We start from the raw sequence: 24,884 nt of genomic DNA on the forward strand, positions 1-24,884 counted from the left end.
AGCGGCCCGAAACCTGCACATCCGGCATACGGCGGGCGTTGCATGCTGGGTCAGGTTCCCTTCGGAAAGTCGCTCCATGGCCAGTCTCTCGCAGTCCTTTCGTCGTTTTGCGGAAGCCACCGCCCGCCATTCCGGTCGGCCGGCAACCTTCCTGTGCGCCGCGCTCATCGTGGTGATCTGGGCCGCCAGCGGGCCCTTGTTCGATTTTGGCGACACCTGGCAGCTGGTGATCAACACCGGCACCACGATCATCACCTTCCTGATGGTGTTCCTGATCCAGAACAGCCAGAACCGCGACAGCGCGGCGCTGCAGATCAAGCTGGATGAACTGATCCGCGCCACGGCGGCCCACAACAGCCTGCTCGACCTCGAGGATGTCGACGAGGAAACGCTGGAGCGCATTCGCGAGAACTATCGCAAGCTGGCCAGCCAGCGCGAGCAGCAGGCCCGTCGCGAAGGCGCCGACCGGCAGGCTGAAAAGCGGGAGGAGGCCGGGGAGGCCTGCGAAGAGGTCAGGGAGATCGATCGGGAGCTGAAGGAAAATCGCGCCACGCGCGCCTGCGAGGGCGAGGCCAAGGGTGAAGCCGCGGCGAAAGGCTAGGCGTATTCCGCGATGGCACGCCGGTCACGGGGCAGCCGGCTGACCAGGAACTCCATCTGGTCGGCCAGGATGTTGCGATTGGACAGGATCAGGTGTTCGACCCAGCTCGGCCGGTACGGTACCGCCAGCAACGGCATGTTGGCCTGCTGCGGGGTGCGGTTGCTCTTCTTCAGGTTGCAGGCCAGGCAGGCGCTGACCACGTTCTCCCACTCGTCCTTGCCCTGCCTGGAGATGGGCATGACGTGGTCGCGGGTGAGGTCGGCGCGGCTGAAATGTTCGCCGCAATACAGGCAGATGTGCCGGTCGCGGGCGAACAGTGCGGTGTTGGTCAGCGCCGGGGCCGGATCAATCGCGTGCTCGCGGCAGCGGCCGGTGCTGGCGATGATCGGATGGAGTTGCAGCAGGCTTTGCGCCCCCAGCAGCCGATTGTGGCCCCCGTGGACGGTGAGGCAGGGGTCGCCAAGCGTCCAGGCCACCGCATCGCGGACATACAGGCAAACCGCCTCCTGCCAGCTGATCCAGTCGAGGATGCGGCCGGCGGCGTCCAGCGACAATACGCGCGTCGCGTTGATATCGGCGCGACTTGGCACTTCCATCAGCATGTAAATCGTCCTTCAGCCAGGGGCGTCGAAAGATCGTTCAGGCAATGCGTGCAGCCAGTCTGCGGCCAGCATAGAACAATTTCGTTGCAATCCGCATGCTTGGCCTCCGCCAGGGCCTTCCCGGGGGCAGTCGCCCGGACGCCCGCAGCACTGTTATGATCGTCAGTCAACACAGACCCTACGCCGGGTTTGGTAGGGGCGCTTGGTGGTGACCCGGCACGGCGATGGGCAGAGGTGAACAACGTGGCTGAAGTTCTGTTCTACGAGAATCCGGTTCCGCTGAACCGCAATGAACACAAAGATCTGCGCATGAAGGTCGTGCCGAACGTCAAGTTCGCCATGAATGCCCATTCGGTGCCGCTGACCGGCGTGGAATTCGGCCTTGCCGCGCGCGACATGCTGATCGTGTTTGCCGGTTCCAGCGTCGCCGACGCCGGCCCGGTCGCCCTGCTGGGCCTGCGCCAGAACGAAAACCTCTACGTCGACGCCGAAGGTCATTGGGCGCCGGACACCTACGTCCCCGCGTTCGTGCGTCGCTATCCGTTCGTGCTGGCCGAGAAGCCGGCCGGCCAGGAAGGCGATGACTTCACCGTGTTCCTCGACGAGAAGTACGAAGGCTTCAACACCACCGAAGGCGAGCGTCTGTTCAAGGAAGACGGCACCGATACGGAACTGTTGACCAATGCCGTGGGTTTCCTGGGCGACTTCCAGCAGAACGTGGCGCGCACGCGCTGGTTCATGCAGCAGCTGAACAAGCATGAGCTGCTGGAGCCGCGCAACGTGCAGCTGCAGAAGCAGGGCAAGGACGGCGCCCAGGGCAAGTCGATCAACCTCAATGGCCTGTTCGTGGTCAACGAGGAAAAACTGCGCGCGCTGGACGAGAAGACCACCCACGAATTCCTGCGCGAAGGTGTGCTCGGCTGGGTCTATGCCCACCTGCTGTCGCTGTCCAACATCGACCGCCTCGCCCATCGCCTCGACGTCCGCGAGCAGGCCGAGGAAGCCGCGGGCAAGACCACCAACTGATCATCGCTGCAATCAGCGCTGGATCATGAAGAAGCCGCCTGCGGGCGGCTTCTTCGCATGCGTGCTCAGCGCACCGGCTTGGCCAGCCGCAGCAGGTCGGTGGCGTAGCCGGCCGCTTCGTACAGGGCGCGGGCGCGTTCGTTGCCCGGAAACACCGCCAGCGTCACCAGCTGGCACTGGTGCTCGCTGGCCCAGGCCTCGGCATGCGCGAGCAACAGCTTGCCCACGCCGCGCCCCTCGTGCGACGGCGCCACCGCGATGTCCGAGACATGGCAGTTGCTGCGTCCGGTGAAGAAGTCGGTGGTGCGCTGCAGGTGGATGAAGCCGGCGCGTTCGCCATTGGTGTCCTCGGCCACGAACAGGTAGCTGTTCGGTGGCTGGTCTTCCAGATGGCGCAGCAGGTCATTGCGGATGCCCTCGATGCATTCGTGGCGGCGTCGCCACGGCGGCAGCGTGAATTCCGTGAATCGCGGCACCTGTTCGAGGATGAAGTCATCGTCCTCTTCTTCGGCCAGACGGATCATCAGGGTGGAGTCGCTCATGGGAGTCGATCGCGGGCAGGACGGGACTTGCCGTTTCTACACCCTGGATCGTCGCCGTGGTAGTCCCGCCGGGCATGGGTATATCTTGCGGGGAATGCCCGTCGTCACGGACTTCATCCGTCGATGTCGAAACCGCCACGCAGGAGCGTCATCCATGTCGACCACCCGCCGCATCCACATCCGGCCATCCGCCGATCCGGCTCTCGCCCAGGGCATGCGCGACATCCAGGACGACCTGAAACTGCCGTCGGCGTTTCCGCCTGAGGTCGAAGCGGCGGCCAGCGCAGCGGCGGCGAATCCCCGCTGGCCCGAGCTCGATCGCAGCGAGATCGCCCTGGTCACCATCGATCCCGCCGGTGCGATGGACCTGGACCAGGCGATGCATGTCGAGCGCACCGATGGCGGCTACCGCGTGCACTATGCGATTGCCGATGTCGCGGCCTTCGTCAGCGCGGGCGATCCGATCGACCTGGAAGCGCATCGGCGCGGCGAGACCCTGTACGGGGCGGAGAGCAAGATTCCGCTACACCCCAAGGTGCTGTCCGAGGATGCGGCCTCGCTGCTGCCTGACCAGCTGCGTCCCGCGCTGTTGTGGACGATCGAGCTGGATCACACCGGCGAAGGCATCGCCGTCGATGTGCGTCGCGCGAAGGTGCGCAGTCGGGCCAGGCTCGACTACGACGGTGTGCAGCGGCAGATCGACGCCGGTGCGGCCGATCCCATGTGGGCAGTGCTGCGCGAGATCGGCGAACTGCGCCGGCAGCGCGAGGTGTCGCGGGGCGGCGTGAGCCTGCCGCTGCCGGAACAGGAAGTCGGCGTGGAAGACGGGCAGTGGAAGCTGGCCTTCCGCGGTCGCCTGGCGGTGGAGGACTGGAACGAGCAGATCTCGCTGCTGACCGGCATGGCGGCGGCCTATCTGATGGTGCGGGCCAAGGTGGGCATCCTGCGCACGTTGCCGCCGCCCGATCCGCACGCGATCGCGCGACTGCGCATCACGGCGCGGGCGCTGGCCATCGACTGGCCCGACGCGCTGGACTATCCCGGTTTCATCCGCTCGCTGGACCCCTCCAGCGACGTGCACGTGGCGATGCTCACCGCCTGCACCAGCGTGCTGCGGGGCGCCGGCTACGCCGCGTTCAACGGCACCTTGCCCGGACAGTCGATGCACTCGGCGCTGGCCGCGCAGTATGCCCACGCCACCGCGCCGCTGCGGCGGCTGGTCGACCGCTACAGCGGCGAGATCTGCGTGGCGCTGTGCGCGAAGCAGCCGGTGCCGGCATGGGCGCTGGCCGCGCTGCCGGATCTGCCGGCCACGATGCAGACCTCCGGCCATCGCGCCGGCCAGTACGAAAGCGCCGTGCTCAACCTGGCTGAAGCCGTGGTGCTGGCGCCGCGGGTGGGCGAGGTGTTCCCCGGGGCGATCGTCGAAGTGGCCCGCGACGATCCGCGCAAGGGCACGGTGATCGTGCGCGAGCCGGCGATCGAGGCCAGTGTGTCCGGCAGCGCCGCCCTGCCGCTGGGAGCTGACGTCCGGGTGAGCCTGGTCGAGGCCGATCCGGTCAGGCGGGTGACACGCTTCGCGCTGGGCAGCTGAGCAAGGCTCCCGGGTCGATCACGGCGCGCGTTCGCGGATGGCCCGCGAGAAGTCGTCCGTCGCCCGCGTGCCTCTCGCCCGGTCGGTGATCCGGCTGCGTTCGCGCAGGACGTCCACCGTCACGCTGCGATCCACCGCGCCCACCTCGTGCAGGTATTCCGGCAGGTAGCCGGTGAACAGCAGGCGGAAATCCCACGGCAGGCCCGGCTCGATCTGGCGGGCCATGTGGTAGACGATCGTGGTGCAGTTGGAGGTGAGCGTGTTGTAGAACGCCGGCGTCGCCGCCAGCCGGTTGGCGGCGTGCACGTAGGACAGGAACAGCGCACGCATCGCGGGCTTGTCCATGCGCAGCGGGTACAGGTAGTCGTCTTCGCCGCGCACGTTGGTGCGCACACGGATGATGTCGTGTTCGTCGGCCGCCACCAGGGTGGTCTCGAACTGTTTGAAGAAGCCGCCGATCGCCGAATACTGCTCGCCTCGTTCGCGGCGGATCTCCACCGAGAACACCACGTGGCGACCGTCGTCGAAGCCGAACGAGATCATCGCGTGGGCGATCGCCTGGCTGCCCCAGTACGACAGCACGGCGTCGGCGGTGACGAGGTGGTCGAGGTCGTAGCGACGGGTTTCCCAATGCGCGTCGTAGTCGGTGTCGGCGCGCCAGGCGAAGTCGCGCACGTTGTCCAGCACGACCTGGTTGCCCTCGATGCGGCCCGTGAGCGGGCGCGAGACATCGTCGGCCCAGTCGCGCAGATTGGATGGTGCAATGCCGCTCCACCAGAACAGCAGCAACGCGTACAGCACCAGGTAGATTCCCGGCGGAAGCCAGCTGCGGCGGCTGATCGCGACGCCTGCCAGCACGATCACCACCAGCGACCAGGTCACGCTGCCGAGGATCTTCACCACCGTGCCGCCCGGCAGCTGGTACCACAGGGCCAGCGCGCCCCACGCGCCCGAACTCAGGGTGGCCAGGGCGAGCAGGCCGAACAGCAGCATCCGCGCGATCATCCTGATTCTCTGCTTCATCACGTCTCGTGCCAGCGGTCGACTGCACCAGCGTGGGGCTTCGGTCGCTGCAAGGCAATCCGTGCACGCGTCGCGGCTACACTTCCCCGATGAGCGAACCGACGCACTTTTGCCCGCCGACCGGAGTCCTGCCGGCCCCGGCCCGCGTGATGGCGCGCTGCGCCCTCGTCGCGATACTGCTGTGCCTCAATGCCTGCGCGATGGTCGGGGTGAGTCGGATCAAACACGACGACTACGCCAACGAACGGCGCGCCGACGTGATCGGCGCCGCGCGCCTGAGCGACGGCACGGTGCAGGTGCTGAACGTGGTGGCATTGACCGCGGACAGTTGCCAGCAGGCATTCGCGGCCTGCTCGGAAACGGTTGCGCAGTCGTCCGGACTGACCGATGAGCAGCGGCTTTCGGCCTTGTCCGAACTGTGGATGGGCCGGGCCCTCCGCGGCGACCGCCCGAAGGGCCGGACGCCGATGGACGCGGCGACACTCGACGCGTACCTGCAGTCCGCGCGCTACGCCTATGCCTATTTGTTCTACACCGAACGCCCGCTGGCCGCGCGCGCCTTCGACCTGCGCCAGGTGCAGGTGATCGGCTTCTACAACTACGCCGTGCAGCGCGCCGTGAGCCGCTTCTTCGAGGCCCTGCCGCAGCTGGGCCGGCAATGGACGCAGACGGAGCTGGCCGGCTGGAAGGTGTTGCGTCCCCAGACCGACCTGCGTCTGGCCGATGACGCACGGGTGCCGGCCGAGCTCATTCCCGCGGCGGGCCTGCGCTTTCGTGGCCTGCGCAACGTCTACCGGCGTGACGGTTTCGGCTCGGACTTCGTCGCCGTCGCGCCACCCCACGCGCCCGGCAATGAGGTGGCGTGGCGCGATCCGGATTACGTGTCGATGACCGGGGCGCTGATGTTCGACGGCGATACGCTGGCCCAGGTGCTGGCGACACGACAGGTGCAGTTGGTGGTGCGCGATCCGTATCGCGATGACACCCTCACGATCGCCGGCCGCAGCGTTCCGCTGGGCGCCAACTTCACCGCCGCCTATGGCGTGTGGCTGGCACGTTCGGGCTTTGCCAGCCAGTCGATCCGCTCGCTGCTGGGGCGCGAGGGCGGCATCCAGACCCCGCGCGTGCTGCTGATGCAGCCGTACGATCCGGACCGTCTGGTGGTGGTGATGCTGCACGGCCTGGCCAGCAGCCCGGAGGCATGGATCAACGTCGCCAACGAAGTGATGGGCGACGAGGAACTGCGCCGCAACTACCAGGTGTGGGAGGTCTACTACCCGACCAATGCACCGGTCGCCGTCAATCTTGCCAACATCCGCAAGGCGCTGGACGCCACGCTGCGCCACTACGACCCCACGGGCAGGGCGCGTGCCTCGCGGGACATGACCCTGATCGGGCACAGCATGGGCGGAGTCGTCGCGCGCCTGCTGGTGTCCTCCAGCGGTGACAGACTGTGGGACCTGATTCCATTGCGCCCGAATTTGCCGGCGGCAAAGCGTGCCCGTTTTCGCGCGCGGCTCAGCCGCTACCTGCAGTTCACCCCGATGCCGCAGGTGGATCGCGCCGTCTTCCTCGCCTCGCCGCATCGTGGCACGCCGTACGCGCAGCATCGGCTGGCGCGCTGGATCGGCAACCTGATCCGCCTGCCGGTCGGCGTGCTGAAGGAAATGGCCAGCCTCACCGAGCTGGTCAAGACTGATGGCGACGAGGGCAACAACGCGCCGCTGCTGCGCATCCCCAACAGCATCGACAACCTCAGCGACACCGACCCGTTCATCATCGCCGCTGCCGGACTGCCGATCTCGTCGCGCGTGCACTACCACACCATTGTGGGCGTCTACAAAAACAGGGGGCCGTTGCAGGACAGCAGCGACGGCGTGGTGCCGTACAAGAGCGCACATCTCGACGGCGCCGATTCCGAACTGGCCATCCCCTCATGGCACAGCGTGCAGGAAACCCCGGCGGCGATTCTGGAATTGCGCCGGATCCTGCGGTTGCAGCTGGCCTCTGCCAATCGCCGTCAGCCGGCACCCGTGCCGAAGGGGGCCGGCGGGGACTGAAGCGGTGGCGGCGACCCGCTGTGTGACGGGACGCCGATCCGGTTCGACGGCATCGCTGACCGACGAGGTCAGCCGCCCACCACCGGCAGCGCGATGAAGCTCGCCTGCGTCGGAGCGTGGTAAATGCGCTGCGTCGCCTTCACGTAATCAGCCGGCTTGGCCAGCAAGATGTTCGGCACGAAGGTCTGCGGGTTGCGGTCGTACAGCGGGAACCAGCTCGATTGCACCTGCACCATGATGCGGTGGCCGGGCAGGAAGACGTGGTTGGCCGAGGGCAGGGCGAAGCGGTAGGAAAGCGGCTGGTTGGCGGCGAGCGGTTTCGCCTCGGTGAAGCCCTCACGGTAGCGGCCGCGGAAGATGTCCATCGCCACGGCGAGCTGGTAGCCGCCCATCTCCGGTTCGTAGGCGACCTGATCGGGGTAGACGTCGATCAGCTTGACCACCCAGTCGCTGTCGGTGCCGCTGGTCGAGGCGACCAGGTTCACCTCGGGCGCGCCGCTGATGGTCAGCGGCGCGGTGAGTACGTCGCTGACGTAGCTGAGCACGTCGGTGCGGCCGGACGCCTCGCGCTGGTCGTCGACCAGCCACTGCGGCCAGGTGAAGGTGCCGTAGCCGATCGGCTGGATCGGACGCGCGCGGAACGGCACCGGGTGCGCGGGATCGGATACGTATTCGTCGTAGGCGGCGCCCGCGGCGGGCGCGTTGAAGCCGAGCTTGCTGCCGGGTTCCAGGTATAGCGGACGGCTTTTCGTGGGGCAGCCATCAACGCACGCCAGCGGCCAGCGATCCAGTCGCTGCCACTGGTTGCTGCCGGTCTGGTACGCGGTGACGGCGGCAGTGTCGGCCTTCGGTGCGCCGTCCTTGAGGTATTGCGCCAGGTACGGGCGCAGGATCTTCTCGCGGAAATACTTCGCGGTATCACTGCCGAAGCGGATCGCGCCCAGCGAGCTGCCTTCCCCGATTTCCTGCCCATGATTCCACGGGCCCATCACCAGCTTGACCATGTTGCCGCTGGCGTCCTTCGGCTTGATCGCGCGGTACACGGCTTGTGCGCCGTAGATGTCTTCCTGATCCCACAGGCTGTGCACCAGCATCACCGGCACCTTCAGCGGCTGCGCGGCGAGCAGCTTGTCGACCGCCTGGTCGCTCCAGAAGCTGTCGTAGGCCGGGTGCGCCAGCAGCTTGTTCCAGAAACCGAGCTGGCGCATGCCGTAGGCATCGGCCAGCTCGCCGGCGGAGCCGTAATGCATGAACAGGTCGTAGTCGTCGTGGTAGTTCGTCCACCACTTGATCGAGTTGTCGCGGCTGCCGACCTGCTCGTAGATGTAGGCCAGGTTCTGCTGGCGGAACGCGCCGTTGTGGAACCAGTCGTCGCCCATCCAGCCGTCGACCATCGGGTTCATCGGTACCGACACCTTCAGCGCCGGGTGCGGGTTGAACAGCGCCATCAGGGGCTCGAAGCCGTCGTAGGAAATGCCCAGCGTGCCGACCTTGCCGTTCGACTCGGGGATGTTCTTCACCAGCCAGTCGATGGTGTCGTACGTGTCGGTGGCGTCGTCGACCGGGGTGGGATTCTGCGGGCCGTGCAGCGGCCGGTTCATCACGTAGTCGCCCTCGGAGCCGTACTTGCCGCGCACGTCCTGCACCACGCGGATGTAGCCGTCCTCGACGATGATGTCGGCCACGTTGTCGTAGCCCTGCAGGGCCGGCCCGAGGTGGCCGCTCATGCTGAGGTTGGTCAGCGCGTTCGCGTCGTACGGGGTGCGGGTCAGCAGGATGCCGGCGTGATGGGCACCCTTGGGCACCAGGATCACGGTGTGCAGCTTGACCCCGTCGCGCATCGGCACCATCACGTCGCGCCGCTCGTAGTCGAAGCTGGCGGTGGCCGGCATGAATTTCGCGGGGGTCTCGCTGGGGTAGTTCGGGTATTTCGCCTGCGCCGTATCGGTGGCCTGCAGCAGGCCAGTCGCGGTGAGCAGCAGGGCGAAAAGGGCAGGCCGAATGCCCGCAGCGAACCGATTCGACGTCATGATGAATCCCCTGGGGTCAATTTCCCTCAGAGTAAACCCACCGCCGCCACATCGCGACCGGAAAGTTGGCAAGACTGTTGCTTCAGTCCGGGCATGAGCGACCATGCCTACGACATCAGCTACCTGCAGGACAGCAACGCGGCCACCGATGCGATGCAGGTATTGCACGTGGCCAAGACGCCGCCGAGGCCCGCGCGCAGCCCGTCGCACATCGCCGCGGCCCAGGCAGCGCTGGCGCTGGAGTTGCTGCAGGTCGCGGGGGCCCACGAGGACTGGATCAGGCAGTACGTAAGCATGTATGGCGTCGCGGGCGACGGCGTCTGATCCCGTCGGCCTGAGCCCGTCAGCCTGATCCCGTCAGCCTTGCGCAGCAGAAGCTGACCCGGATGGGCACATCCGGTCACTTCTGAGAAGTCGGCCCCGGACAGACAAAAGCCCGGGATCGCCCCGGGCCTTGTCGTTGAACTGCCTGCGCTGGATCAGGCGATCGCGGGCAGCGTGTCCACGCCGGCTTCGATTGCCGCCTTGTGCATCAGCGTGCGGGGCAGGATGCGGGCGAAGTAGAACGCGGCGGTGTCGCGCTTGGCCTGCTTGAACGCGGCGGATTGACTGCCGGCCTCGGCGGCGACCACGCTGCGCGCCCACAGGTAGGCGAGGGTGACGTAGCCGGAGTAGTACAGGTAGTCGGTCGCCGCGGCGCCGAGTTCCTCCGGGTTGGCCGCCACGCGCTGGGCCAGGCTCACGGTGAGGTCGCTCCACTCCCTGGTGGCGACGGCCAGCGGGCCGATCAGGTTGCGCAGCGCGGCATCGGCACTGTGCTGCTGGCAGAACGCGCTGATCTCCTGCAGGAAATGCTTCGCGCCCACGCCCTGCAGCTGGAGGATCTTGCGGCCCAGCAGGTCGGCGGCCTGGATGCCGGTGGTGCCTTCGTACAGGGTGATGATGCGGGCGTCGCGGACAAACTGTTCTATGCCGTTCTCGGCGATGTAGCCGTGGCCACCGTAGATCTGCAGCGCTTCCTTGGTGCACTCCTGCGCCAGCTCGGTGGTCATGCCCTTGGCGATCGGGATCAGGAAGGCGACCAGTTCGCCGGCCTTCTGCCGCGCCGCTTCGTCGGTGGCGCGATGTTCGATGTCGGTCTGCAGCGCGGTGTACAGCACCAGCGCGCGCGAGCCTTCGACGAAGGCGCGCTGGGTCAGCAGCATGCGGCGCACGTCCGGCTGCACCAGCAGGTTGTCGGCCGGCTTGTCGGGGAACTTCGCGCCGGACAGCGAGCGCGACTGCAGCCGTTCGCGGGCGTAGTTGAGGCTGTTCTGCAGCGCACGCTCGGCCAATGCCAGGCCCTGCACGCCGACCGAAAGGCGCGCCGCATTCATCATGGTGAACATCGCGGCCAGGCCCTTGTGCGGCTTGCCGATCAGGTAGCCCTCGGCGCCGTCGAAGTTCATCACGCAGGTGGAGCAGGCGTGGATGCCCATCTTGTGCTCGATCGCGCCGGCGGCCACGGTGTTGCGCTCGCCCGGCGTGCCGTCGCCGTTGAGCTTGAATTTCGGCACGATGAACATCGAGATGCCGCGGCTGCCTTCCGGCGCGTCGGGCAGGCGCGCCAGCACCAGGTGCACGATGTTCTCGGTGAGGTCATGTTCGCCGGCGCTGATGAAGATCTTGGTGCCGCTGATCTTGTAGACGGCGTGGCCGTCCGCGTCCGCCGCGGCCGGTTCGGCGCGGGTCTTAAGCAGGCCCAAGTCGGAGCCGGCCTGCGGTTCGGTGAGGCACATGGTGCCGGTCCAGCGGCCTTCGACGATCGGCTTCATGAAGCGCTCGCGCTGCCATTCCTCGCCGTGCATTTCCATCGCGTGGGTGGCGCCCTCGGACAGCAGGGGATACAGGCTCCAGGCCAGGTTGCCGGACTGGAAGATCTCGGTGGTGGCGGTGCCCAGCACGCCGGGCAGGGCCTGGCCGCCGTAGGTTTCCGGATTGGTCAGGCCGGTCCAGCCGCCTTCGGCGAACGCCTTGAACGCTTCCTTGAACGACTTCGGCGTGGTCACCGTCTGGGTGGCCTTGTCGAAGTGGCAGCCCTCGGCGTCGGCAGGACCATTCGTCGGCGCCAGCAACTGCTCGCTGAGCCGGCCGGCTTCCTCCAGTACCGCGTCGAACAGGTCGCGGGTGTGGGCTTCGCCGCCCTGCAGCGAGGTCAGGGTCGACTCGGCGCCCAGTACATCAAACAGGGCGAAACGCAGGTCGTCGAGGGGAGCCTTGTATGCGGTCATGGTGGTTCCTTCGTTGAATGGGGTGATCAGCGATACGTGTTGGCGATGCCCGGCACCGCCGAGATCCAGTCGCTGCCGTTGAAGTCGAACGAGCGCGGCTTGTCTTCCTGCTCGGGCTTGGCGTTGGTGCTGCCGCTGACGCGATAGGCCAGCGAACCGGCGCTGCCCTTGCCGGCAATGGCCGCGAGCGCCTGGCTCATCGCGCTGGTGGGCAGCACGTCGATGCGGACCACGTCGCCGGCCAGCTCGGGGATGTCGAGGTCGAAGTTCGCATGCAGGCGCACCGGCACCAGTTCGGCGATCTGCAACTGGCCGTCGACCGAACTGAACTTCATGCCGGCGTAGCTGTTGTTCTGGATGCGCACGGTCAGCTGCCACTGGCCGCTGGGCAGCACCACCAGTTGCTGGATGTTCACGGTGGGCGGGAACACGCTCTTCCTGGCCGGGCCGCAGGCGGCCAGGCCCAGCAGCAGGACGGGGATGATCCAGCGCAACAGACGCATTGCCGTTCTCCAAACGATCGTTTGAAAGTCGATTCTAACCGCGTTTGGGGGGCAACTGGCCAGTGGCGGCGTCGAACATCGTCATTGCCTCGCCGCGGTGTCCCGCGAAAGCCCGTCCCGCCCGGCCGGTTTCGCGCTCATCCGCAAACAGGCATCATCGACGACTTGTCTCCAGCGCTGGGGTTGCACCGCATGTCACGACGCTTTATCGCACGCCGCTCGCCGATCCACGGCAATGGCGTGTTCGCCACCGCACCGATCGGCAAGGGTGAGGAAATCATCGAGTACAAGGGCCGGCTGATCAGTCACGACGAGGCGGACGATCTGTATGGCGACGGCGGCGAAACCGGCCATACCTTCTTGTTCACGCTCAACGACGACTACATCATCGACGCCAACCAGCAAGGCAACAGTGCGCGCTGGATCAACCACAGCTGTGCGCCGAACTGCCGCGCGCTGGTCGAGGAAAGCGCCAGCGGCGACCCGCGCCGCGACAAGGTGGTGATCGAGGCGATCCGCAATATCAAGCCGGGCGAGGAACTCACCTACGACTACGGCATCGTGCTCGAGGTGCCGCATACCGCGCGCCTGAAAAAGCTGTGGAAGTGCCTGTGCGGTTCCCCGAAATGCACCGGCACGCTGCTCAAGCCCAAGCGGTAGGCAAGCGCGGAAATCGCCTCTTATACTGATGGAAGTTGCCCGCCATGGGGGAGGGCAACATGGACAAGCAGCAAGGGGAAGGACTCGATGGAAAACAATCCGTACGCCGCACCGGCGGCTGTGGTCGACGATGCAAGCGCGTGGGACGCGTATGACCTGGAGAATCGCAAGGCCGGGCGTGGCAAGCGTCTGGGTGCCGCCTTGCTGGATGGCGTGGTCAGCCTGATCTGGCTGGCGCCGGTGTTCTGGGCCGGTTACATGGCACTGGACGTCAGGAAGGGGATCAAGCCCGCCGGGCCGATGGTCGCGCTGATGCTGCTGGGCCTGGCCCTGATGGTCACCATCATCGTGGTGAATTGCCTGATGCTGCACCGGAGCGGGCAGACCATCGGCAAGCGTGCGGTGGACATCGCGGTGGTGCGCACCGACGGCAGCCGGATCGGCCTGGGGCGCTACATTTTCCTGCGCGTGGTGCCGGTGCTGATCCTGGGCATGATTCCGTTCGTGGGCAAGGCGATCAACCTGATCGATCCGATGATGATCTTCGGCAAGGACAAGCGCTGCCTGCACGACCTGATCGCCGACACCATCGTCGTCGACGCTTGATGATCGATACCGTCTGCGAGATCGAGACGCCGGAAGGCGTCTCGCTGCGCCTGCGTGCAGCCGGCGCGCTGCCCCGTGCGCAGGCGTGGATGGTCGACCTGCTGCTGCGCTTGGCGATCTTCTTCGTGGCGTTGATCCCGCTGGCGGCGTTCGGCAAGGGCGGCAACGGGCTGGCGATGCTGGTGATGTTCGCGTTGCTGTGGGGTTACTCGGTGGTGTGCGAGGTGTGGCTGGGCGGGCAGACGTTCGGCAAGCGCGCGCTGGGCCTGCGCGTGGTCAACGCCGACGGCACGCCGGTGACCTGGCTGCCGTCGGTGGTGCGCAACCTGCTGCGCGTGGTGGATGCACTGCCGGGCGTCTACGGCGTGGGCCTGGCCTGCACCCTGATCGATCCGCACGCGCGGCGCCTCGGCGACATCGTGGCCGGCACCATGGTGATCCACGTCGCGGACCTTCCCGCCGGCCAGGAGATTCCCGCGTTGACCGCCGTGCCGCTGCCGCTGGTGCTGGCCAGCGACGAGCAGGCCGCGCTGGTCGAGTTCGCCGAGCGCGCCGGCCAGCTCACCGTGCAGCGCCAGGAAGAACTGGCCAACCTGCTGACGCCGCTGACCGGGCAGCGCGACACCGGGGCGATCCGCCAACTGGTGGCGCACGCCAACTGGCTGCTGGGGCGGGCATGAAACAGGAACGCTTCGTCGCCCTGCACAGCCGCGAGTGGGACCACCTGCAGTCGTGGCTGAATGCGCTGGACCGGCAGGCGAAACGCACCCTGCGCCAGGAGCAGGCGCTGGATTTTCCCGCATCGTATCGGCGCGTCTGCCATCACCTGGCGCTGGCCCGCGGTCGCGGCTACAGCCATGAAGTCACCGAGCGCCTGCAGCGCATCGTGCAGCAGGGGCATCGCGTGCTGTACCAGCCGCCGGCGCCGCGCTGGCATCGCGTGATCGCGTTCCTGGTCGCCGGCTTTCCGCGGCTGGTGCGGGCGCAGTGGCGCTGCATGCTGGCGGCGGCCGTGCTGTTCTACGTGCCGGCGCTGGTCACCCTGGTGCTGATGCAGCTGCGCCCTGAGCTGGCGCACACGGTCTTCAGCAGCGCGCAACTGGCGCAGTTCGAGAAGATGTACGACCCCGCCAACGCGCAGATCGGCCGCAGCAGCGGCACCGACCTGCACATGTTCGGCTTCTACGTGATGAACAACGTCAGCATCGCGTTTCGCTCGTTCGCCTCGGGCCTGGTCTTCGGCGTCGGCGCGATCTACGTGCTTGGCGCCAACGGCCTGCTGATCGGCGGCGTCGCCGGGCACCTCACCGCGATCGGTTATGGCGGTCCGTTCTGGCGTTTTGTCGCCGCCCATTCCGCCTTCGAGCTAACCGCGCTGGTGATCGCCGGCGGCGCGGGCCTGCGGCTGGGGCTGACCCTGCTGTCACCGGGTCGCCAGCGCCGCGGACCGGCCCTGGTCGCGGCCGGCTGGATCGGGGCGCAGCTGGCCCTGGGCGCCTTTGCGATGCTGGTGGTGGCGGCCTTCGTCGAGGCGTACTGGTCGTCGATCGCCAGCCTGTCCGATGCGGTGAAGTTCGGCAGCGCCGCCGTGTTGTGGGTGCTGGTGCTTGGCTGGTTGTGGCGTGGCGGCAGGGCGGGCAGGCATGGAGCTTGAACGGATCAGCGTGGTGCTGCGCCCGCGCGTGACGCGCGAGGCGGTCGATCTTGGCGCCGCCATGCTGCGCGCCAACGCGCGCGCGGTGTGGTCGGCGTGGTTCGCCTTCACTCTGCCGGCGTTCGTGCTGTGCAATGCGCTGGGCCTGCTGCTCGACCTGCCGTGGCTGGGCTGGGTGCTGGTGTGGTGGCTGAAGCCGCTGTTCGACCGGGTGCCGCTGTACGTGCTGTCGCGCGCGGTGTTCGACCGCGCGCCGGGCTGGCGCGAAACCCTGCGCGGCCAGCGCCAGTGGAGCTGGCGCAGCACGCTGGCCGGGCTGACCTGGTTGCGCATCGACAGCAGTCGCGCGCTGCGCCTGCCGCTGGACCTGCTCGAAGGCGCTACGCGGCAGCAGCGCTCGGCGCGCTGGAAGGTGCTGCGCAAGCGCATCGTGGGCGACGTCAGCCTGCTGACCTATGGTTGCCTGCAGTTCGAGCTGGTGCTGTTCCTCAGCTTCTGGATGTTCGCGTGGCTGCTGATTCCCGACGAATGGCGGCCGGAGTCGCTGGGCGAGTTGTTCCGCGGCGGAACGCAGGGCGTCTCGACCATCTGGATCGTGCTGGGCGCGGGCGTGGCCTACCTGGCGATGAGCGCGATCGAGCCGCTGTACGTCGCCTGCGGATTCGCGCTGTATCTCAATCGCCGCACGCAACTGGAGGCGTGGGACATCGACCTGGCGTTCCGCCGCATGCGCACGCGCATCGAGGCGCTGGGCAAGGTGCTGGGCGTGCTGCTGTGCCTGGGCATGCTGCCTTCGCTGCATGCCCAGGCGAGCCCCCGTGCACAGGCAAGCGTCAGTGCGCCGGAAAAACCCATCGCCACCAGCGTCGGCCAGGTGTTCGGCACGCCGCCGGCGGGCGACGGAAAGCGCTTCGCCGAAGCGGCCGCGCAGGCGTATCGCGACCCGCGCTTCGGTGGCGAACACACGACGCGCGGCTGGCGGCTCAAGCATCCGTGGCAGGCGGAACGCCAGCAACGGGAGATGCCGTTCCCCGCGCTGGGCCAGTGGCTGTCGGCGATCTTCAAGGGCCTGCTGTGGCTGCTGCTGGGCGCTGCGCTGGTGACGCTGGGCTGGTTTGCCTGGCGCTGGCGTGGACGCTGGCAAGCCGAGCCGGAAGAGCCGGCGGCGATGACCTCGTCCAGCCTGTTGCCGGGCGATGCGGCCGAGCTGCCGCTGCCCGACGACCTGGCCGCGGCCACCCGCGCGCTGTGGCAGACGCAGCGCAGGCGCGAGGCGCTGGCCCTGCTTTATCGCGGCTGCGTGGAACACACGGCGCAGCTGCTGCAACTGCCACCGTCGAAGGATGCGACCGAGTCGGACTGGCTGCATCGCGCCGGCGCGATCGAGGATGCCGCGCGTGCGCAGCGGGTGGTGGCGATCGTGCGCACCTGGCAGTTCGCTGCCTACGCCGGCCGCTATCCGGATGACGCCACCATCGAGCAACTGCTGACGGGCTGGCCCGCGCAGGCGGGAGCACCGGCATGAATCGCCGGACGCTGACCCTCGTCCTGGTCCTGCTCGGCGCGGTGCTGCTGTTGCTGGCCGGCTTCTTCGCCACGTTCGAACGCCGGGACGTCGTCGAAACCACGCCCGCGCATGGCGAGGCCCGCTACAACCGCTTCTTCGCCCTGCAGGAAACCCTGCGGCGGCTGGAGTTGCCCGCTCGCTCGCTGACCACGCTGGACCCGAAGCATCTTTCTCTGCAGCCCGGCGACACCTTGCTGCTGGGCGACGACGCCAGCCGGGTCGATGTCGCCGATGCGGCGCGCATCGCCGCGTGGGTGCGCGGCGGCGGCCACCTGCTGCTGTCGCCGGGGGCGGCAAGCGGTGCGCGCACGCCGTTGTTCGATGCGCTGGGCCTGCTCGATCCGCATCCGGGCGAATATGCGTGCAGCGCTTTCGATGATGCGGAAAACGGCAAGGACGACGACAAGCTGCGCCTGTGCGGCGCCCGTTTCCTGCTGGCCGGTGCCGCCGCCACGGCGGTCGAGGCTTCCATCGGCGATGCGCAAGGCGGCTACCTGTTCGCGCGCACCCGGCTGGGCAAGGGCAGGGTGAGCCTGCTGGCCAGCTTCGCCCCGATCTCGCGCGACAAGCTGAAGCGGGCGGTGGCGCAACAGTTCGCCTGGGGCTTGCTGGAACCGAATCGCGGGCGCGGCACGCTCTACATCGTGTACGCGCTGGATGGTCCGTCGTTCCTGACATTCCTGTGGCTCAAGGGCTGGCCCGCGCTGCTGGCGCTGGCCCTGCTGCTCGGCGCGTGGATGGCGATGCGCAGCGCGCGGCTGGGTCCGCTGATGCCCGCGCCGGCGCTGCATCGGCGTGCGCTGCTGGAACACGTGCACGCCGCCGGCGAGTTCGTCTATCGCCGCGACGGCGGCCGCAGCCTGCACCGGCTGGCCAGCGACACCGTGCTGGCGCGCCTGCGCCGACGCGACCCGGCCTGCGCCATGCTCAACGGCGATGCGCTGTACGCCCGCCTGGCCGAGCGCAGCGCGCTCGACGCCGCGCAGATCGCGCAAGCCTTCCAGTCACCCGCGAACGCCCAGGCCTTCCGCACTTCCATCATCACTCTGGCCCGACTCAGGAGCCGCCCATGACTACCGAAACCCTCGCCACCCCGGTCACGCCGCCGGCCCCGTTGTCGATCGCCGAACTGGGCGAACAGACGCGCGCCCTGCGCGGCCAGGTCACCCGCGCCTTCATCGGCCAGGGCGACGTGTTCGACCAGGTGCTGCTGGCCCTGCTGGCCAGCGGCCACGTGCTGATCGAAGGCGTGCCCGGCCTGGGCAAGACCTTGCTGGTGCGCGCACTGGCCGCGTCGGTCGGCTGTACCTTCGGGCGGGTGCAGTTCACCCCCGACCTGATGCCGGCCGACGTCACCGGCCATGCGATCTACGATCCCAAGGCCGAGCGTTTCCAGATCCGTCGCGGCCCGGTGTTTGCCAACCTGCTGCTGGCCGACGAGATCAACCGCGCGCCGGCGAAGACCCAGGCCGCCCTGCTCGAATCGATGCAGGAAGGCCAGGTCACCATCGAAGGCCGCCGCTTCGCGCTGCCCGAGCCGTTCATGGTGGTGGCCACGCAGAATCCGATCGAGCAGGAAGGCACCTATCCCTTGCCCGAGGCGCAGCTGGACCGCTTCCTGATCAAGGTGGTCATCGGCTATCCCGGCCTGGAAGACGAGCGACGCATGGTGGCCAGCGTGGTCAACGGCAAGATCGCCGCCGACCTCGACGTGTCGCAGGTGCGCCCGGTGCTGAGCCAGGCCCAGTTGATGGCGGTGCAGAAAGCGGTGGCGGCGATCCGCATGGACGAGGCGGTCACCGACTACGCCGTGCGCATCGCCCGCACCACGCGCGAGTGGCCGGGCGTGATCGGCGGCGCCGGTCCGCGCGGCGGGCTGGCGCTGGCGCGACTGGCACGCGCCCACGCCGCGGTCGACGGTCGTGATTTCGTCACGCCCGACGACGTGCGCGCGGTGGCCTTGCCGGCGCTGCGCCATCGCCTGGTGTTGGCGCCGGAGGCGCTGATCGAGCGGCAGCGGCCCGACGACGTGCTCGCCGCGCTGCTGCACAAGGTGCCCGCGCCCCGCCAATGATGCGACCTGCTCCGCTACTGCTGTGGTTGCTGCTGGGCTGGACCGTGCTCGGCGTGCTGGCCAGCCTCGGCTGGCTGCCGCTGTCCGCATGGCTGGCCGTCGCTGTCGTGATCGCGCTGTTCGCCCTGGTCGACGTCCTGCGCCTGCGCCGGATGCCCTCGCCCGAAATGCAGCGCGACATGGTGCCGGTGATGCCGCTGGGTCCGCCGGCCACGGTCAGCCTGCGCCTGCGCGGCGGCACGCGGCGGACGCAGGCCTTGCGCCTGCACGACCTGCATCCGGGCGGCTGGGTGGTCCATGGCATGCCGCGCGACGTGCGCCTGCCGCCGGGGCGGGATTTGCTGCTCGACTACAGCGTCATCCCCGATGCGCGGGGCCAGTTCGCCTTCGACGGCTGCCACGTGCAACTGCGCTCGCCCTGGCGTGCATGGACCGCGCGCCGCGTGATCGGTGCGTCGTCGACCGTGCGCGTGTATCCGAACTTTGCCTCGCTGGCCGAGCTGGCGGGACTCAGCGTGGAGCTGGCCTCGCGCAGCGTGGGCGCGCGCCTGCAGCGGCGCCGCGGCGAAGGCACCGAATTCCAGGAACTGCGCGACTACCGCGTCGGCGACAGCCTGCGCAAGATCGACTGGAAGGCGACTGCACGCAGCAGCCGGCTGATCTCGCGCGAGTACCGCGACGAGCGCAACCAGCAGGTGGTGCTGATGCTGGACTGCGGCCGCCGCATGCTGGCGCAGGACGACCAGCTGGTGCATTTCGATCACGTGCTGAACGCCTCGCTGGCGCTGGCCAGCATCGCGCTGCGCCAGGGCGACGCGGTCGGCATGCTGGCCTGCACCGGCCAGCAGCAACGCTGGCTGCCGCCGCAGCAGGGCAGCCTGGGCATGGACATGCTGCTCGGCGCCGGCTACGACCTGCAGGCACTGCCCGAAGCCACCGACTACCTGGCCGCGGCCAGCGCGCTGCAGGCGCACCAGCGCCGCCGCGCCCTGGTCGTGCTGATCACCAACGTGCGCGACGAAGACGACGTGGAACTGCGCGCCGCAGTCGGCATGCTGTCCAAACGCCACCTGGTGATGCTGGTCAGCCTGCGCGAACTGGCGCTGGACCGCGCCGCCAGCGAGCCGGGCGAAGAACTGGAAGACAGCATCCGCAGCGCCGCCGCGATGCACTACCTGGCCGAGCGCGACCGCGTGCACGAATCCCTGCGCCGCGAAGGCGTCAACACCCTCGACGTCAGCTGCAGCGAACTGTCCGGCGCGCTGATCGAGCGGTATCTGGCATTGAAACGGAGCAGTCGGCTTTGAGCGGTGTGACGGGCACGCTTTCGCGCAGCGCCATGTTGTCCGGGCTGCCTTCCAAAAATGCAACGGCCCTGTTTTGGTTCAATTACCTCAGCTCCTTTTGCTGGAGCGCGTCCCCGAGGGCATGAAGCGCCAGGTGCCGCCGGCCGCTGACGCCGATCCGTTCATAGATGTTGTGCAGATGGGTCTTCACCGTGGTCGGACTGATGCCCAGGTGGCGGCCGATTTCCTTGTTGCTCAGGCCTCGCGCCACGCAGCCCACAATGCCGCGCTGGCGTTCGGTGAGTTGTTCCATGCTCGCCGAGGCAGGCAGTTCCATCCGGATCTGCTGCTTCAGGTTGACCAGTGCTTCAGCCATCAGTCCGCGCGGTATCCAGGGTTCGCCGGCATGGACGGCAAGAATCGCCCGATGCCACGTCGCCGGCTGCGAATCGCGTGGCACGCAGCCGTGCACCCCCTGCTTTACTGCCGCGAGGACTTCCGGGGTGGCGAGGGTGTGGGCAAACAGCAGCAGTCGCGGTGGCGCGGGGGAGGCCAGCAACAGACCGAGCAGGTCAGGACAGGCCCGCGACCAACGGACGTCGAGCACCACCACGGAAGGATGATGGATGGCAATCAGCTGGCGCAGACGTTCCGGCTCGCCGGTATGGCCACGGACGTCGAGCTCCCCGTACTGCCCGAGCGCGGTGCCCAAGGCGCGGCGAAAGGCCAGTTCTGGACTACCCAGCACGATACTGATCACGCTGCCCCCCCCCAGGCGGAGTACCCCGTTCCCTGCGCACCGTGTGGTGTGGCTGACGGGTGCGCAGTAGTGATGCCGTGCATTGCCGGCTCATCACGACGGTAACGTACTCCGTTTGGAGTATTCAGTCGCGCATGCCGCCAAGATCATGCTGCGTCTCCCGCCCAGGCGCCCAGGAGATCCCGACATGAACATCAAGCGATTGTTTGGCGTACCCCTTTTGGCACTGCTGTTGACCTTGCTGGCAGCGACATCGGCATGGGCTGCCACGACCGTCACCTATACCGGTCAAGGCTTCAGCTTCGACGGCACCAACCACAACCTCAACGATCAGCGTTGCGGCCTGACCGGGCAGGACGATGCCGATGATGGCAATACCGGCCAGTTCGCCGATTGGCACGGGCCGGGCCAGCCGTACCAGACCGGGGACGGCTACCTCGTCTGGGTGCTGACCGCCAATGGAGCGACATCGGCAACGCTCGTCCTGCCGGACAAAACCGTTCAGATGATAAAGGTCGGCGGCACCTTCAAGTTCGCCAGCGCCTATTACTCGTACCAGGCGCTTGTCGGCACGCCGGTGACGGCCAGCTACACCGGTACGGCCAGGGGCAACGTCCAGCTGGTGGTCAGCCACGGTTGCCAACCGCTTGAAACCGATAGCCTTGGTGCGTGGTGTTCGCCGGGTTACTGGCGCAATGCCTCGTCCACGGCGTGGACGCTGATCGGCACGGACCAGTTCGAGGCGTTCAACGACACGGTCGTCCCGGGGTTCTACAACACGCCTTCGCTCGCAGGACCGACTCTCATCCAGGTACTCACCACGCCGGGCGCCAACACCTTCGGTGCAGCGGCGGCTCCGTATGGGCTGAATGCCTTCAATGCCACAGGCGCCTACCTGACCAACAGGATCCCGGGCTTCCATTTCGATGTGAACCTGGTCGGCAACGAGAATGCCTGCCCGATCGACAATCACGGCCACTACAAGATCCCGGAATGACCGGACGGTGCTGAACCGGCAAACCCCCATCCCCCGGCCAACGGCCGGGGGATTGTCATGAGAGGGCGGTCGAGGGGCGGAACTGGTCAGATTCCCTCGTGGCTGGTGGTCCGTTGCCGTGGGTCGCATGCGTCTGGAGGGCTGGCGGATCATGTCCGCCCTGCGCGTGGCATGCCGGTGGCGTCTGCTCAGCGCTCCACGTGTTCCGCCGCGCCCGGCGGTTTCGGCGTACCGATCCAGCGCCGCGTGCCGAGTTGCTGGTCGATGCTGTTGGCCAGTTGTTCGATGCGCGGGCGTACCGCTTCGGCGGCCGGACCGGTGCAGCCGAGGTAGAAGTCCACGCTGCGGCTGCCGCCGGGGCCGCCCACGGTGATCCTGATGCCGGGCTGGTCGGTCATGATCATGCCGCAGCCGTCGTTGCGGCTGACGTAACTGGCCTGCATCGCATCGAAATCCGCGCGCGCCAGCGCGTCGTGGATCGCGGCCAGCTGGGTCGGGGTGACCTGGCCGGTGGCCTGCATGGTTTGCACGTGGGCCTGGCCGGTGAAGCTGACCTGGCCGGCGGCGGTCACGGTCACGCGGTACGCGGGGCAATTGCCGAAGCACGTGCTGCGTTCGAGGGTGATGCTGTTTTCAGGCATGGGCTGGGTACCGTCGGCCTGGGCGCGCACGGCGCAGGCGCCCAGCCACAGCATCGAGCCGGTGAGCAGGCCGCGCAGCAACAGGGTGCAGGCTGGCTTCATGGTGATGCTCCGTGTCGGTCGGGGATGACCAGCATAGCGGCGCGCGATGAAGGCGATGTGCGCGTGGCGCGTGGCGCCATCAGTCCTCCTCCGCGTGCGGTTTCCACGCCTCGCTGAGCTGCTTCTGCACGGTGGCCGGCACCGCCTCGTAGTGGCTGAGGTCGAGGCTGTAGCGGCCGCGGCCACCGGTCATCGATTTCAGTTCGGTGGGGTAGTCGGTCAGTTCGGCCAGCGGCGCCTGCGCCTTGATCACCAGCTCGCCGCCACGCTGGCTGTCGGTACCCAGGATGCGGGCGCGCTTGCCGGCCAGGCCGCCGGTGACGTCGCCCACGTTGTGCTCGGGGATCGCCACCTCGATGTTGACGATCGGCTCCAGCACGGTGGGCCGCGCCTTCACCACGGCATCGAGGAATGCCTTCTTGCCGGCGCTGATGAAGGCCACTTCCTTGGAGTCCACCGCGTGGTACTTGCCGTCGTAGACGGTGACGCGCACGTCCTGCAGCGGATAGCCGGCCACGGCGCCGTGTTCCATCGCCTGGCGTACGCCTTTCTCGATCGCCGGCAGGAACTGCCCGGGAATCACGCCGCCCTTCACCGCGTCGACGAACTCGAACCCGGCGCCGCGTTCCATCGGCTCGACGCGCAGGAACACCTCGCCGAACTGGCCGGCGCCGCCGGTCTGCTTTTTGTGCCGGTGATGGCCTTCGGCGTGGCCGGCGATGGTTTCGCGATAGGCGATCCGCGGCGGATGCGAGTCGACCTCCACGCCGTAGCGCTCGCGCATGCGTTCCAGCATCACCTTCAGGTGCAGGTCGGACAGGCCGCGCACCACGGTCTCGTTGAGCTCCTTGTGATGTTCGACGCGAAAGCACGGGTCCTCTTCGGCCAGCCGCGCCAGCGCGTTGGAAAGCTTCTGCTCCTGGCCCTTGTGCTTCGGCTCAAGTGCCAGCCCGAACATCGGCGCGGGAAACGCCAGCGGCGCCAGGCTGATCCGGTCCTCGTCGTGCGAGTCGTGCAGCACCGCGTCGAAATGGATCTCCTCCACCTTGGCCACCGCGGCGATGTCGCCGGGCACGGCGGCTTCGATCTCCACGTGGTTCTTGCCCTGCACCCGGAACAGGTGGCCGACCTTGAACGGCTTGCGGCCGTCGTCGACCAGCAGCTGGCTGTCGCGGCGCACGGTGCCCTGCCATACGCGGAACACGCCCAGCTTGCCCACGAAGGGGTCGTTGACGATCTTGAACACGTCGGCGATCACGTGGGCCGACGGATCGGCGCTGACCGCCAGCGGCGTGCCGTCGTCGCGGGCGAACGGTGGCGGGTTGCCTTCGGCGGGATTGGGCAGCAATCGCGCGGCGAGGTCGAGGAATTCGCGGATGCCCGCGCCGGTGCGGGCGCTGACGAAGCAGATCGGCACCAGGTGTCCTTCGCGCAGGCATTGCTCGAACGCATCGTGGAGCTGCTCCGGCGTGAGCGAGCCTTCGCCGGCATCGAGGTAGCAGTCCATCACGCCTTCGTTGATCTCCACCACCTGGTCGAGGATGCGCTGGTGCGCCTCGGCCAGTGACGAGAAATCGGTGGCGCCGTCGCTGTGGAAGAAGCAGTCCAGCACGCGGCTGCCGCGATTGGCGGGCAGGTTCACCGGCAGGCATTCGCTGCCGAACTCGTCGCGCAGCGCGTCGACCAGGGCGGGCAGGTTGGCGCCGTCGAAGTCGATCTTGTTGATCACCAGCACGCGGGCCAGGCCGCGCGCTTTTGCATGCATCATCATCCGGCGCGTGCCGTACTCGATGCCGTTGATCGCGTTGACCACCACCGCCACGGTTTCCACCGCCGACAGCGAGGCCAGCGTGGCGCCGCGGAAGTCGGCGTAGCCGGCGGTGTCGATCAGGTTCACGTGGCAGTCGCCGTGGTCGAGGTTCGCCACGCAGCTGTCGATGGAATGGGCGCGCGATTTCTCCTGGCTGTCGCTGTCGGAAACCGTGTTGCCGCGCTCGACGCTGCCGGCGGACTGGATGGCGCCGCCGGCGACCAGCAGCGCCTCGAACAAGCTGGTCTTGCCCACGCCGGCGTGCCCGGCGAATGCGATGTTGCGGATGCTTTCCGTGGAATACGTCACGATGCGACCCTCCCATGACTGGGCGCGGATCGTGCCGGCATCAACCACGGCGCCGCACGAAGCCGCGCTGTAGCGGCTGACAATGGCGGGCCGTCATGGTCGTCCTCGAGTTCGCGGCAGGCGAAGTCAGCGGATCGGGCGGTCATGGCGGAGAGGCGGCGCAAGGC

23 protein-coding genes are annotated in these 24,884 nt (G+C 67.8%); 14 read left to right on the forward strand and 9 right to left on the reverse strand.

Going from position 1 to position 24,884, the window contains the following annotated elements:
* The first annotated feature begins 76 nt into the window (after window positions 1–76).
* A complete protein-coding gene (locus tag ASD82_RS03900; RefSeq protein WP_056715707.1) occupies window positions 77–601 on the forward strand; it encodes a low affinity iron permease family protein in 525 nt (174 codons plus the stop codon).
* On the opposite strand, the gene ASD82_RS03905 is transcribed toward ASD82_RS03900, so the two are convergent.
* Window positions 598–1,203 carry an HNH endonuclease gene (locus ASD82_RS03905; RefSeq protein WP_056715710.1) on the reverse strand — a complete coding sequence of 202 codons (606 nt, stop codon included), beginning with the start codon at window positions 1,201–1,203 and terminating at the stop codon, window positions 598–600. The two genes, ASD82_RS03900 and ASD82_RS03905, sit on opposite strands and share 4 nt — an antisense overlap.
* A gap of 243 nt (window positions 1,204–1,446) precedes the next feature.
* On the opposite strand from ASD82_RS03905, the gene ASD82_RS03910 reads away from it, so the two are divergent.
* On the forward strand, window positions 1,447–2,229 hold the full coding sequence (locus ASD82_RS03910; RefSeq protein ID WP_056715761.1) for a SapC family protein: 783 nt from the start codon (window positions 1,447–1,449) through the stop codon (window positions 2,227–2,229).
* Between the two features lie 65 nt (window positions 2,230–2,294).
* Here ASD82_RS03910 and ASD82_RS03915 read toward each other — a convergent pair whose 3' ends face one another.
* Window positions 2,295–2,771 (reverse strand): GNAT family N-acetyltransferase, encoded by a 477-nt coding sequence (locus ASD82_RS03915; RefSeq protein ID WP_056715713.1) that lies wholly within the window; start codon window positions 2,769–2,771, stop codon window positions 2,295–2,297.
* A 154-nt stretch (window positions 2,772–2,925) separates the two neighbouring features.
* Between ASD82_RS03915 and ASD82_RS03920 the strand changes: the two genes are divergently transcribed.
* A complete protein-coding gene (locus tag ASD82_RS03920) occupies window positions 2,926–4,365 on the forward strand; it encodes an RNB domain-containing ribonuclease (protein ID WP_056715716.1) in 1,440 nt (479 codons plus the stop codon).
* A gap of 18 nt (window positions 4,366–4,383) precedes the next feature.
* Here ASD82_RS03920 and ASD82_RS03925 read toward each other — a convergent pair whose 3' ends face one another.
* Complete coding sequence (locus ASD82_RS03925) at window positions 4,384–5,388, reverse strand: DUF4105 domain-containing protein (RefSeq protein WP_235577874.1); 1,005 nt, start codon at window positions 5,386–5,388, stop codon at window positions 4,384–4,386.
* A gap of 200 nt (window positions 5,389–5,588) precedes the next feature.
* On the opposite strand from ASD82_RS03925, the gene ASD82_RS03930 reads away from it, so the two are divergent.
* A complete protein-coding gene (locus ASD82_RS03930; protein WP_235580630.1) occupies window positions 5,589–7,448 on the forward strand; it encodes an alpha/beta fold hydrolase in 1,860 nt (619 codons plus the stop codon).
* Window positions 7,449–7,516: 68 nt separating this feature from the next.
* Here the strand turns inward: ASD82_RS03930 and ASD82_RS03935 are convergent, their stop codons facing one another.
* Entirely contained in the window at window positions 7,517–9,478 is a 1,962-nt protein-coding gene (locus tag ASD82_RS03935; RefSeq protein ID WP_056715721.1) for a CocE/NonD family hydrolase, read from the reverse strand.
* 93 nt (window positions 9,479–9,571) lie between these two features.
* On the opposite strand from ASD82_RS03935, the gene ASD82_RS03940 reads away from it, so the two are divergent.
* Window positions 9,572–9,802: a hypothetical protein gene (locus tag ASD82_RS03940; RefSeq protein WP_056715724.1), complete on the forward strand. Its 231-nt coding sequence runs from the start codon at window positions 9,572–9,574 to the stop codon at window positions 9,800–9,802.
* 155 nt (window positions 9,803–9,957) lie between these two features.
* On the opposite strand, the gene ASD82_RS03945 is transcribed toward ASD82_RS03940, so the two are convergent.
* Window positions 9,958–11,748, reverse strand: a complete 1,791-nt coding sequence (locus ASD82_RS03945) for an acyl-CoA dehydrogenase C-terminal domain-containing protein (protein ID WP_056715725.1) — start codon at window positions 11,746–11,748, stop codon at window positions 9,958–9,960.
* 26 nt (window positions 11,749–11,774) lie between these two features.
* Window positions 11,775–12,251: a PilZ domain-containing protein gene (locus ASD82_RS03950; protein ID WP_056715729.1), complete on the reverse strand. Its 477-nt coding sequence runs from the start codon at window positions 12,249–12,251 to the stop codon at window positions 11,775–11,777.
* A 192-nt stretch (window positions 12,252–12,443) separates the two neighbouring features.
* On the opposite strand from ASD82_RS03950, the gene ASD82_RS03955 reads away from it, so the two are divergent.
* From ASD82_RS03955 to ASD82_RS03990, 8 genes are all read left to right on the forward strand, one after another.
* On the forward strand, window positions 12,444–12,911 hold the full coding sequence (locus ASD82_RS03955) for an SET domain-containing protein-lysine N-methyltransferase (protein WP_056715732.1): 468 nt from the start codon (window positions 12,444–12,446) through the stop codon (window positions 12,909–12,911).
* Between the two features lie 87 nt (window positions 12,912–12,998).
* The gene (locus ASD82_RS03960; protein ID WP_056715733.1) at window positions 12,999–13,517 is read left to right on the forward strand and encodes an RDD family protein; all 519 of its coding nucleotides are present in this window, start codon (window positions 12,999–13,001) and stop codon (window positions 13,515–13,517) included.
* A complete protein-coding gene (locus ASD82_RS03965) occupies window positions 13,517–14,197 on the forward strand; it encodes an RDD family protein (protein WP_056715737.1) in 681 nt (226 codons plus the stop codon). Before ASD82_RS03960 ends, ASD82_RS03965 begins: the two co-directional genes overlap by 1 nt.
* Window positions 14,194–15,171 carry a stage II sporulation protein M gene (locus ASD82_RS03970; protein ID WP_056715738.1) on the forward strand — a complete coding sequence of 326 codons (978 nt, stop codon included), beginning with the start codon at window positions 14,194–14,196 and terminating at the stop codon, window positions 15,169–15,171. Before ASD82_RS03965 ends, ASD82_RS03970 begins: the two co-directional genes overlap by 4 nt.
* Window positions 15,161–16,696 (forward strand): DUF4129 domain-containing protein, encoded by a 1,536-nt coding sequence (locus ASD82_RS03975; RefSeq protein WP_056715741.1) that lies wholly within the window; start codon window positions 15,161–15,163, stop codon window positions 16,694–16,696. Before ASD82_RS03970 ends, ASD82_RS03975 begins: the two co-directional genes overlap by 11 nt.
* Entirely contained in the window at window positions 16,693–17,811 is a 1,119-nt protein-coding gene (locus tag ASD82_RS03980; protein ID WP_056715744.1) for a DUF4350 domain-containing protein, read from the forward strand. Before ASD82_RS03975 ends, ASD82_RS03980 begins: the two co-directional genes overlap by 4 nt.
* Window positions 17,808–18,812: a MoxR family ATPase gene (locus tag ASD82_RS03985; RefSeq protein ID WP_056715747.1), complete on the forward strand. Its 1,005-nt coding sequence runs from the start codon at window positions 17,808–17,810 to the stop codon at window positions 18,810–18,812. Before ASD82_RS03980 ends, ASD82_RS03985 begins: the two co-directional genes overlap by 4 nt.
* Window positions 18,812–20,119: a DUF58 domain-containing protein gene (locus ASD82_RS03990; RefSeq protein WP_056715750.1), complete on the forward strand. Its 1,308-nt coding sequence runs from the start codon at window positions 18,812–18,814 to the stop codon at window positions 20,117–20,119. The genes ASD82_RS03985 and ASD82_RS03990 overlap by 1 nt, the downstream gene beginning before the upstream one ends.
* 82 nt (window positions 20,120–20,201) lie before the next feature.
* On the opposite strand, the gene ASD82_RS03995 is transcribed toward ASD82_RS03990, so the two are convergent.
* Complete coding sequence (locus tag ASD82_RS03995) at window positions 20,202–20,858, reverse strand: response regulator transcription factor (protein WP_157599178.1); 657 nt, start codon at window positions 20,856–20,858, stop codon at window positions 20,202–20,204.
* A 187-nt stretch (window positions 20,859–21,045) separates the two neighbouring features.
* Between ASD82_RS03995 and ASD82_RS04000 the strand changes: the two genes are divergently transcribed.
* On the forward strand, window positions 21,046–21,855 hold the full coding sequence (locus tag ASD82_RS04000) for a hypothetical protein (protein ID WP_056715756.1): 810 nt from the start codon (window positions 21,046–21,048) through the stop codon (window positions 21,853–21,855).
* A 188-nt stretch (window positions 21,856–22,043) separates the two neighbouring features.
* Here ASD82_RS04000 and ASD82_RS04005 read toward each other — a convergent pair whose 3' ends face one another.
* Window positions 22,044–22,598 (reverse strand): DUF6438 domain-containing protein, encoded by a 555-nt coding sequence (locus ASD82_RS04005; protein WP_056715759.1) that lies wholly within the window; start codon window positions 22,596–22,598, stop codon window positions 22,044–22,046.
* Between the two features lie 79 nt (window positions 22,599–22,677).
* Entirely contained in the window at window positions 22,678–24,717 is a 2,040-nt protein-coding gene (fusA, locus tag ASD82_RS04010) for an elongation factor G (protein WP_056715770.1), read from the reverse strand.
* Between the last annotated feature and the right edge of the window lie 167 nt (window positions 24,718–24,884).

The sequence above is a fragment of the Rhodanobacter sp. Root179 genome, assembly GCF_001428465.1.
In the GTDB taxonomy this organism is placed as follows: Bacteria; Pseudomonadota; Gammaproteobacteria; order Xanthomonadales; family Rhodanobacteraceae; genus Rhodanobacter.